A 10,375-nucleotide genomic window follows, 5' to 3' on the forward strand; every position below is an offset into this window, starting at 1 on the left:
CAACCAACCAAAAGAACCGTTTTCCATAGCGGAAAACGGTTCTTTTATATTGCTATCATACCTTTATACCGCGTAGCGGTATCGGCGTGCAAAAGCGCGTCGAATGCTCTCTTAGGACTCGCCGTCCGCGCCGTCGTCATCGCCGACGTCCGCATAGGTTTCGGCCGCGACGAGCAATTCCTCAATGCGCGCCAGCACCCTCTCCCTGCCGTACTTGTTTTGACTCGATACGGGATAGACGGCGGCAGGCGTCAAGCACAGGGCGTCCGCCAGCATTTTGACTTGACGGGGAATTTGGCTCTTGTTGATCTTGTCCGCCTTGGTCGCTATGACCGTAAACCCTATGCGGTAGTGATTGAGGAATGTGATCATCATCTTGTCCAACTCGTTGGGCTCGTGGCGGATATCCAATATGACAAACACGTTTTTGAGTTGCGTGCTCCCACGGAGATAGGCCTCTATCAAAGTGCTCCACCGCTCTTTCTCGGCGTCCGACACGCGCGCGAACCCGTAGCCGGGCAAATCTACGAAATAGCATTGTCCGTTGTTGATATTGAAATAATTGATGAGGCGCGTGCGCCCCGGCTCGGATGAAGCCTTGGCCAACTTGTTGCGGTTGGTCAGGCAGTTGATAAAAGAGGATTTGCCCACGTTAGAGCGCCCGACGAAGGCAATCTCGGGCAGGTCGGACAGTAGTTTGGCGCTGTCGGCCACGCTTATCACGAATTTGGCGTCCTTGATAATCACGCGAACATCTCCTGCAATACGCCCTCAATGCGCGTATTGTAAATATAGGTCACCTTGTCGCGAATGGTCTTGGGCAACTCCTCCACGTCGGGACGGTTGGCCTCGGGCACCAATATGGTCGTGATGCCGTCGCGCAAAGCGCCCAGACTCTTCTCTTTGAGCCCACCGATAGCCATCACGCGACCGGTCAGGCTCACCTCGCCCGTCAAGGCGCGATCCGAACGCAATTTGCGGTCGGTAAGCGCCGACACGATGAGGCACACCAGCGCGCAACCCGCGCTCGGTCCGTCCTTGGGCACGGCGCCCTCGGGCGCGTGGATATGCAATTCACGCTCGAATTTTTCGGGCGCGATACCCAGCGCCTCGGCGTGCGATTTGACGTAACTGTAGGCGGTGGTCGCGCTCTCGCGCATCACCTTGCCGAGATTACCCGTCAGCCGCAGGCCGCCCTTGTTGGGCATCAGCACGGCTTCCAGATCCATGGTTTCGCCGCCCAATTCCGTCCAGGCAAGGCCGACCACGCACCCCACGGCGTCCTGTCGCTCATACGCGCGATGCTCGTAGCGAGCCATACCCAAATGCGCCCGCACGTCCTTTTCGTCCAACGTAACCGGCTCGATGGCTTTGTCACCGAAGGACACGGCCACCTTGCGGCACAAGGACGCGATCTGCTGTTCCAACCCGCGCACACCCGCTTCGCGGGTGTATCCGTCGATAAGCAGGCGCAACGCCCCGTCGGTCAGGCGCACCGTACCCTCTTCCATACCGTGCTCGCGTATTTGCTTGGGTAAGAGATGGCGCAAGGCGATCTGCTCTTTCTCCTCGAAGGTGTAGCCCGTCAACTCGATCATTTCCATACGGTCAAGAAGGGGCTTGGCTATTTCGCCGATATTGTTGGCGGTGGTGATGAACAGCACCTTCGACAGGTCGAACGGCACTTCCAGATAGTTGTCATAGAAGGCTTTGTTTTGCTCGGGGTCCAGCACTTCCAACAACGCGCTCGCGGGGTCTCCCTTGTAGTCGTTGCTCAGTTTGTCCACCTCGTCCATCAAGAACACGGGGTTGACCGTACCCGCTTTTTTGATGCCCATAATGATCTTGCCCGCCATGGAGCCTATGTAGGTGCGGCGATGCCCGCGAATCTCGGCTTCGTCGTGCATACCGCCGAGGCTGATCCGCACGTACTCGCGGCCCAACGCGTGCGCGATGGACTTGGCGACCGAGGTCTTGCCTACGCCGGGCGGGCCGTACAGACATAGAATATTGCCGTTTTTGTTGCCCACCATTTTATGTATGCTCAAAAACTCCAATATGCGCTGTTTTACTTTTTCCAACCCGTAATGGTCGTTTTCGAGAATGGTGCGCGCGTTTTCGATGGACAAATTGTCCGTCGTCGTCACGCCCCACGGCATAGAGGCGACCGTCTCTATCCAATTACGCGCCACGAAACTCTCGGGCGATGCGGGGGCCATATTGACCATCTTGCGCAACTCCCCTCTCAACTTATCCAGCACCTCTTCGGGCGCATGGCAATCCTCGATGAGGTCCTCGAGCTCGGCGATATCGTCGGCGTCGCCGTACAACTCGCCGTTGATCACCTTGAGTTCTTCGCGCAAATAATACTCTTTTTGCGCTTCGCGCATTTCGTCCTCCACCTGCTCGTGGAACTTGTTGGCCTCTTCGTTGTACATTTGACACGCGCGGATAACGTCGGTCATTTTGCGCAAGCGTTCCTCGGTATTGGTAATCAAATACAACTCCTCGTAATCGTTGTTGACCACGAAACGCCTACCGTAGCGATTGATCCAGCCGTGCACGTCGGCGGACGGCATATCGGGCACGTCCTCGAACTGCTTCGCCAAGTCTTTGTCTTCCAACAAATCGGCTTTACAACTGTTGATCCATTCGACCATTTCTACGATGCCGTCGTGCAAAACGTATTCTTCGTAGGGGTACTCCTCGTAGGTGCCCAAGTCCACCGAAAAGATATTCTTTCCGCGGACGAATTCGGTTATTTTGACGCGCGCAACGGCCGTGCCCACGACGTAGGGGCCGTTGTGCGAATTGACCAATCGGACGTTGGTCATCAAGGCCGCCACGAAGTCGCCTTCCGCCTTGATGACGCCGGATAAAAATTGCTTACAGTCACTGCAAGCAATTTTATAGCGTTCGAGCATAGTCTTGTCTTTGACGGTAATTCGTACCGTTTCGCCGACGAACACGGGGTCCGTCCGCTCGGGTACGATGGGAATAAGATTAGTCATTGATTATGCGATATCCTTGTACAGTATTTGGGGTTTTGCGCCGCCCTCGATGGTCTCGGCGGTGATGACGACTTCCAGCACGTTGGGCATATCGGGCAACTCGTACATAATGTCGAGCATGACGCCCTCCAATATAGAGCGAAGCCCGCGGGCGCCCGTCTTGAGGTCGATGGCCTTTTTGGCCACGGCTTTGAGCGCGTCCTCTTCGAAGCGCAACTCCACCCCGTCGAACAGCAGCATTTTGGCGTACTGCTTGGTCAGCGCGTTTTTGGGTTGAGTGAGAATGGACACCAACGCCGTCTCGTCCAACGCGTTCAAGCCCACCACGATGGGAATACGCCCCACGAATTCGGGAATAAGACCGAACTTGATGAGGTCGTCGGGGCGCACGTCTTTGATGAGGTCGGCATAGTTGGACTCGTCCTTGTCTACGCCGCCGCCGAAGCCGATGCCGCCGTGCTCTCTTCTCTTGCTGATGATTTTGTCCAAGCCGACGAACGCGCCGCCGAAGATGAACAAAATGTTGGTGGTGTCGATCTGCAAGCATTCCTGCTGGGGATGCTTACGCCCGCCCTGCGGCGGCACGGAAGCCACCGTGCTCTCGATGATCTTGAGCAAGGCCTGCTGCACGCCTTCGCCGCTCACGTCGCGCGTGATGGACACGTTTTCGCCCTTACGGGCGATTTTGTCGATCTCGTCCACGTAGATGATGCCTTTTTCGGCGCGTTCGATATCGTAGTCCGCGGCCTGAATGAGCTTGAGCAGAATGTTCTCGACGTCTTCGCCGACGTACCCCGCTTCGGTCAAAGTGGTGGCGTCCGCCACGGCAAAGGGCACGTTGAGTATCTCGGCCAAAGACTTGGCCAAGAGCGTCTTGCCGCACCCCGTCGGGCCCAACAACAACACGTTGCTCTTCTCGAGGACGACGTCGCCTTTGGGCATCGCGCTGTCAATGCGCTTATAGTGATTGTAGACGGCCACCGACAAAGTCTTCTTGGCGTCCTCCTGCCCGACGATATACTCGTCCAACTGCGCCTTGATTTGCTTGGGCGTAGGCAACGCGCTCTTTTGCGCACGTTTTTTCGCGGGGTTTTTGCTGAACATATCGTGACATTGATTGACGCAGTCACGGCAGATATATCCGCCGTGTTCGCTGGCGATCAACGTACCCGCCTCCTGTTCGCTACGTCCGCAAAACGAGCAATGATAGTTGTGTTCCTTACTTGCCATAGTGTCTTTCCTTATAGATTATTCGGATTTCGGCCTTCTGTAATACACTTCGTCGATAAGGCCGTACTCTTTGGCCTCTTCGGCCGTCATGAAGTTGTCGCGCTCGCAATCGGCGGTCACTTGCTCGATGCTCTTGCCGGTGTGCTCGGCCAACAAGGAGTTCATCAATTTCTTGATGCCCAAAATGTTCTTGGCGTGGATCTCGATATCCGTCGCCTGACCTTGGAAGCCGGCGAGCACCTGGTGGATCATGATCTCGCTGTGGGGCAAACTATACCGCTTGCCTTTGGCGCCGCCCGACAGCAGGAATGCGCCCATGCTGGCGGCCAAACCGATGCAGATGGTGACGACGTCGCAGGAGATGTATTGCATGGTATCGTAGATGGCCAAGCCGTCGATGACGCTGCCGCCGGGGCTGTTGATATACATATAAATATCCTTCTTGGGATCTTGCGATTCCAGATACAGCAGTTGCGCGACCACCGCGTTGGCGATATCCCCGTTGATCTCGCCCGTCAAGAAGACGATGCGGTCCTGCAGCATACGCGAATACAAATCGTACCCGACTTCGCCGTTGGCGGTACGCTCGACGACGTGGGGAAGATAATACGTGTTTTTCTCGTTCATGTTTTTTCCTCCTTATTATTCTAACCCAATGCGTTTTGAATTATTCGGCTTTGGGTTCTTCTTTGGGATCGACCAACTTGTTGACGGACAGCAAATAGTCCACCAATTTGTCCGACAGCATACTGTTGTACAAATAGTCGAAGTCCTCGCGTTTCATTTCCTGTTTGTAGGTCTCCACGTCCTTGCCCACGGCCTCGGCGTCCTTTTGGATGCGCGCGTCCATTTCCTCGGGGCTGACGGTCAAGCCCTCGGCTTTGACGATCTCGGTCAGCACGAGGCTGCGCTTCTCTTGCTCCAAGCAACTTTGATGATAGTCCTCGACCATCTTCTCGCGGGTAACGCCCGTGTAGTTGCAGTAATCTTCCAAGGTCATACCGTTGCCGGAGAGCATCTTCTCGAAGTCGTTTACCTTGTTCTCGGCGGCTTCGTCGATGATTTTGGCGTTGATGCTCACTTCGTTGGCGGCCACCACGGCGGCGAGGAGATTATGCTCGGTACCGTTCTTAGCGCGGGACTCTTCCTGCTCGGCCAGCTCTTTGCGGTAGCTGTCCTTGAGCTCGGCCAAGGTATCGAAGTCCGACACGTCCTTGGCGAATTCGTCGTCCGCTTCGGGCAACACTTTGACTTTGAGGCTGTTGAGTTTGACGTGGAACACGGCCTCTTTGCCAGCCAACTCTTCCGCGCCGTAGTCGGAGGGGAAGGTCACCTTGATGTCGCGCTCTTCGTCGATATTCATACCCACGATCTGATCCTCGAAGCCGTCGATGAACTTGTGCGAACCCAAGGTCAACTCCTGCTCGTCGGCCGTACCGCCCGCGAAGAACTCCCCGTCGATGGAACCGGCGTAGTTGATATTGGTGGTGTCGCCCATCTCGGCGGGTCTGTCGGTGATATCCTGCCAATAGCCGGCCTTTTCACGCGCTTTGTTGAGTTTGTCCTCCACCATCTCGTCCGTGATCTCGCGGGGCAACACGCGCTCCACTTCGATATCCTTGTAGGTCAGGTTGTCCAAGGTGGGGTACTCGATGATGACGAAGGTGAACTCGATCTGCTCGTGATCGCACTTGCCGTACTCGAGGTCGGGCGAAGCCGCCACGCGCAGGCCGCTCATAATGTCTTGGTAGAAAGGACGATAGCACGCGTCCACGGCGGTGTCGATGGCTTCCTCGAGGAAAGCGTACGCGCCGTACATACTCTTGATGATATGCATAGGGGCTTTGCCCTTGCGGAAACCAACCACGTTAAAACGGGATTTGGTCTTGAAATAGGCTTCGGTTTCGAGGGCTTGGTAGACGTCGCCCTTCAACAAGAAAGTGTACTTCTTGACGTTGTCGTCGCATTGTTGCATCGTATACGGCACGTCGTAGTCGGTCTTTCTAAGGTTGATAACGATTTTGTTTTCATTTTCGCTCATGTAGAATTCCTCCAAAAAACTTTTCGCTCTTTACTATAACACAATTACCGTGCGAACGCAACTTTTTCGACGCGAGAAAACGGCGGATATTAATAAAAATATTAATATGTGCCGCCGAAATCGTCGATTTTTCGGCGAAAACCCGCCGATACGCCGCGAAACGCCCGCCGTACGGAACAAATTGCCCCAAATATTTGATTTTGGCGAGCCTACGCGATATAATATAGTTATGCCGCAGGACGTCGTTACTTTACACGCGCTTACCCAAGAACTCGCCGCCGCATTGACGGGCGGCAGAATAGACCGCGTTACCCAACCCGAAAAGGACGAGGTCTGTTTTTACGTGCGCAACAAAGGCCGCACGCAATGCTTGGTGGTCTCGGCCAATCCCAACGCGCCCCGTATGCACCTGACCTGCACCAAAAAGGACAATCCCTACGCCGCCCCCGCGTTTCTCATGCACTTGCGCAGGCACTTTCAAGGGGGCATGATACAGCGCGTCGAAGTGGTCAATTACGACCGCATCGTGCGCTTCGCGGTGCTCGGCCGCAACGAGATGCACGACGACGTGACCATGAGCCTCTACGTGGAGTTGATGGGGCGGTACAGCAACGTCATCGCCGTGGACGCCGAGGGCAAGATCACGGACGCCATGCGCCACATTCCGCCCGCCGAAAACCAACTGCGGGCCATACTGCCCCACCTTGCCTACACCCTGCCGCCGCAGACCAAGATTCCCCCCGACGACGTGGACGCCATAGCGGCCTATCTCGCGGGTTTTGCGGCGGGCGACTTGGTCAAATACCTGTTCGCGGGCGTGGCGGGTATGGTGAATATCACGGCGCGCGAGTTGGTCGCCCGTGCGGGATTGACCGCGCCCTATTCGCCCCTAACGACCGCGCAGGCGCAGGCTTTGGCCGCCGTCGTCAAAGCCGCGTACGAGACCTTCGGCACGCCCGCTTTCCGTCCCGCCTATGCACGCGACGAAATGGGCGAATACATAGATTACTATATATTCCCCTATCGCACGACGGGGTACGAAATGACCGAGACATCCACCCTCAACGAGGCGGCGGACTTGTGCCACGGACAGAAGGACAAGGCACTTCGGCTGAAAGCGAGCGGCAAGCATTTGGGCGCCGTCATCGACAACGCCATCAAGAAAAACGAGAAACTCTTGGCCGTCGCCAAACAAAAATTGTTGGACTGCGAACGCTACGAGGATCTGCGCGTGATGGGCGAACTCATCACGTCCAACCTCTACCGCCTGCACAAGGGCGACCGAGAGGCCGTCGTGTACGACTACTACGCGGACGAAGAGAGGACCGTTCCGTTGGACGTCATGCTCTCCCCCGCCGAAAACGCGCAGGCCTACTACAAGCGTTACGCCAAGCAAAAACGCACCGTGCAAGTGGCCGAGAAACAGGTGGTGGAGTATCAATCCACCCTCGCCTACCTACAGTCGGTCAAGACCGCATTTTCGCTGGCCGAGGACGCCAAAGATTTGACCGAAATCGAGCGAGAACTCGTGCAAAACGGGTTTTTGCAAGCCTCGCGCGACAATAAAAAAGTGCGCACGCCCGCGCCCGAAGAGCCGCCCCGCTACGTGGTGGACGGCTTCACCGTTCTGCGCGGCAAGAACAATCTGCAAAACGAGCGGCTGACCTTCCACGTCGCCAAGGAGAACGATATTTGGCTGCACGTCAAGGCCTCCGCAGGCTCGCACGTCGTCGTTCTCACCGAGGGCAAGCCCCTCCCCGACCACGTGTTGGAGACGGCCGCCGAGATAGCCGCCTACTACTCCGACCAAAAAGAGGGCGGCAAAGTCGCGGTGGACTACGCCCCCCGCCGCTACGTCAAGCACCACCCCGCAAAGAAGAGCGGCTTGGTCGTATACACCGACTACCAAACGATAACGGTAACCCCGAAAGGACACAAAGAGTATGAAACAAACTAATCGCCAAAAGAAACACGAGCGCAACGTGGCCGTGGCCACCTTGGGCATCTCCCTCGCGCTCATCGTAGCCCTGCACGCCTTGGCCGAAGGCTTCGCCAAGTTGGGACTGTTCAGCCTGGCTTTGGGCATCATTCCCGTCCTCGCCGTCTCCCAACTGAAAGATTGGCGATACGGCCTTATATTGGGCGCCTTCTTCGGCGTGGTCAGCCTATTGACCGCCGTCATCAAAGGCTACGCGGGGCTTCCCGTATGGCACAATATGCTCAACCCCCTCATCACCGTATTGCCCCGCGCCGTCGTGGGGTTGGCCTGTTCGCTCCTCTCCGCCCTCGCCGCACTCGTGATGAAGCGCATAGACGCCCGCCACGCTTTGACCGTGACCGAGGCACCCATAGCCGCCGACGGCGTTGCCGACAGCGAAGCGCAAGCGGAAGAGAACGCTTTGACGGAACAAGCGCCCCAAGCGGAAGAGAACGCCGTAGCGGCACAAGCGACCGAAGCGCCCGCCACGACCGAGGATGCCGTCACCTCGGCGGAGACTTCTTCGATTTTTGCACCCGACCAACCCGACCCCGTGCCATCGCGCGTCAGCGCCCGCAAGGTGGGCAAGGTCACGGTGGAGTATCTCGTCCACGCGGTCATCACCTTCATCGGCGTCATTCTCAACGCGGTCGGCTTCTTGGGAATGCTGCTCGTCTTCGCCCGCGGGGAGCAACTCAACGGCGCAGACTTCAACCTCTTGTACGTCCTCGAGTTCGTCGTCGGCACCAATACCCTCATCGAAGCCATCGTCTTCACCGTGCTCGTTCCCGCCATCGTAGTAGCCCTCAAACGCGCCAAGGTATTCGCCGTTCGTTAGATTTATACGGAAAACTTATCACAAATCATTGACAAACGCCATGATTTTGCATAAAATATATACTGCACGCGTTCGTTTCCCCGTTTCGTTTACGGCGCGTGCCTACAGACCGTGCGGATATGGCGGAATTGGTAGACGCGTTAGATTCAGGTTCTAATGGGGGCAACTTCATACAGGTTCAAGTCCTGCTATCCGCACCAAAAAACCTACACGAAAGTGCTGTTCCATTAGGGATTTTATGAAAAACTAAAATTCGATGGTAATTGCACTTTCGAGCGGTCAACAAAAAGGATTTGGAGATAATTCCAAGTCCTTTTTGCTATTTGGACGTTTTTTCAAGTTGGGCACGACTTGATTGTTGGGACAAATTATGCTATAGTTTTGGTATGATTATTTATGCTACGAAACAAACGATAGAAAGATACAGGATAGTATTGCCGCAAGATATGCATTCTCCGATCAGAGAGATGGCGCTTGCCGCCGTGCAAAAAGAAAGCGGAGACAGACTTTTGGAATGGGGTGCAAAACTTTTTTATTTCGACCGCAGAAAATGTCTTCAAGTGGTAAACTTTGCTTCAAAATTGACGCTGTTTTTGTTCGATGTCAAAGTCGATGATCTCTCGGGAGTCGGAAACGCTATCGCGCAGTATTTGTTGGATATCTATAGTAATAATGCCACGATGACGAAACTGTTGAAAAGGTTTTTTGACGATTATCCCGTTGTAGCGTTTGATCGGCTGGCGGATAAAAGAGCGATCGCTACGCTCAATCATACGCAGTTGACGTTTGCCGATGACGGCTATCGGTTTTTTGATTTTATCGAAAATAATGTTTTGCAAACAAAAAAGATCAATAAAAAAGTCAACTTCGACTGGATATTCACCGAAAAAATAGACGGCAAAACGGATTATTTCTATAGCGGAGAGAAATTTGAGCAACTATTGAAAGAGCGATACAAATAATACGCCGATTTCTCTTATAAAAATTATCGAAAAATCCGTACAATTTCGTTTTTTGCAATTGAAATTGTTCTATATATATGATAAACTATGATAGGAAAAGTTCGTGGAAGGTGAAGCGATGACTTTTGGTGAAAAAGTTAGATATGCGAGAATGAGACTGTCGCTCAGCCAAGAGGCTTTGGCGAAGGAACTCGGAATCTCCGCGCCTACCGTTACGCGGTGGGAGAAAGGCAATCGGGAACCGCAAGCCATGACGAGCGGCAAGTTTTATATGTATTGCGAAAAACACGGTATCATCTTCGATGACATGAAAGA

Annotated in this window: 9 protein-coding genes and 1 tRNA gene; 5 read left to right on the forward strand and 5 right to left on the reverse strand. The window is 54.7% G+C overall.

What is annotated here, in order from left to right; all coding sequences use genetic code 11:
• Positions 1–111: 111 nt before the first annotated feature.
• From II896_07740 to II896_07760, 5 genes are read right to left on the reverse strand one after another with little or no spacing between them, the layout of a single operon-like run.
• Entirely contained in the window at positions 112–744 is a 633-nt protein-coding gene (locus II896_07740; GenBank protein MBQ4444526.1) for a YihA family ribosome biogenesis GTP-binding protein, read from the reverse strand.
• Positions 744–3,011, reverse strand: a complete 2,268-nt coding sequence (gene lon / locus II896_07745; protein MBQ4444527.1) for an endopeptidase La — start codon at positions 3,009–3,011, stop codon at positions 744–746. The genes II896_07740 and lon overlap by 1 nt, the downstream gene beginning before the upstream one ends.
• 3 nt (positions 3,012–3,014) lie before the next feature.
• Entirely contained in the window at positions 3,015–4,241 is a 1,227-nt protein-coding gene (gene clpX / locus II896_07750; GenBank protein MBQ4444528.1) for an ATP-dependent Clp protease ATP-binding subunit ClpX, read from the reverse strand.
• 18 nt (positions 4,242–4,259) lie between these two features.
• Positions 4,260–4,868 (reverse strand): ATP-dependent Clp endopeptidase proteolytic subunit ClpP, encoded by a 609-nt coding sequence (gene clpP, locus II896_07755; GenBank protein ID MBQ4444529.1) that lies wholly within the window; start codon positions 4,866–4,868, stop codon positions 4,260–4,262.
• Positions 4,869–4,908: 40 nt separating this feature from the next.
• On the reverse strand, positions 4,909–6,282 hold the full coding sequence (locus tag II896_07760) for a trigger factor (GenBank protein MBQ4444530.1): 1,374 nt from the start codon (positions 6,280–6,282) through the stop codon (positions 4,909–4,911).
• A gap of 229 nt (positions 6,283–6,511) precedes the next feature.
• Here II896_07760 and II896_07765 point away from each other — a divergent pair, with 229 nt between their 5' ends.
• The 5 genes from II896_07765 to II896_07785 all read left to right on the forward strand — a co-directional run.
• Positions 6,512–8,239, forward strand: a complete 1,728-nt coding sequence (locus tag II896_07765; GenBank protein ID MBQ4444531.1) for an NFACT family protein — start codon at positions 6,512–6,514, stop codon at positions 8,237–8,239.
• Positions 8,226–9,098 (forward strand): ECF transporter S component, encoded by an 873-nt coding sequence (locus II896_07770; GenBank protein ID MBQ4444532.1) that lies wholly within the window; start codon positions 8,226–8,228, stop codon positions 9,096–9,098. Before II896_07765 ends, II896_07770 begins: the two co-directional genes overlap by 14 nt.
• A gap of 113 nt (positions 9,099–9,211) precedes the next feature.
• Positions 9,212–9,298: transfer RNA gene (locus II896_07775), tRNA-Leu, on the forward strand.
• Positions 9,299–9,484: 186 nt separating this feature from the next.
• Positions 9,485–10,060, forward strand: a complete 576-nt coding sequence (locus II896_07780; protein MBQ4444533.1) for a hypothetical protein — start codon at positions 9,485–9,487, stop codon at positions 10,058–10,060.
• 118 nt (positions 10,061–10,178) lie between these two features.
• Positions 10,179–10,375: helix-turn-helix transcriptional regulator (locus tag II896_07785; protein ID MBQ4444534.1), on the forward strand; the 197-nt coding region annotated here is incomplete at its 3' end.

This window comes from Clostridia bacterium, assembly GCA_017394805.1.
GTDB lineage: Bacteria > Bacillota > Clostridia > Christensenellales > CAG-1252 > RUG14300.

Excerpts from the sequence above, each read along its gene's own strand:
- lon (MBQ4444527.1), bottom strand. The coding sequence starts at position 3,011 with ATGACTAATCTTATTCCCATCGTACCCGAGCGGACGGACCCCGTGTTC.
- II896_07765 (MBQ4444531.1), top strand. The coding sequence starts at position 6,512 with ATGCCGCAGGACGTCGTTACTTTACACGCGCTTACCCAAGAACTCGCC.
- clpX (MBQ4444528.1), bottom strand. The coding sequence starts at position 4,241 with ATGGCAAGTAAGGAACACAACTATCATTGCTCGTTTTGCGGACGTAGC.
- clpP (MBQ4444529.1), bottom strand. The coding sequence starts at position 4,868 with ATGAACGAGAAAAACACGTATTATCTTCCCCACGTCGTCGAGCGTACC.
- II896_07780 (MBQ4444533.1), top strand. The coding sequence starts at position 9,485 with ATGATTATTTATGCTACGAAACAAACGATAGAAAGATACAGGATAGTA.
- II896_07760 (MBQ4444530.1), bottom strand. The coding sequence starts at position 6,282 with ATGAGCGAAAATGAAAACAAAATCGTTATCAACCTTAGAAAGACCGAC.
- II896_07770 (MBQ4444532.1), top strand. The coding sequence starts at position 8,226 with ATGAAACAAACTAATCGCCAAAAGAAACACGAGCGCAACGTGGCCGTG.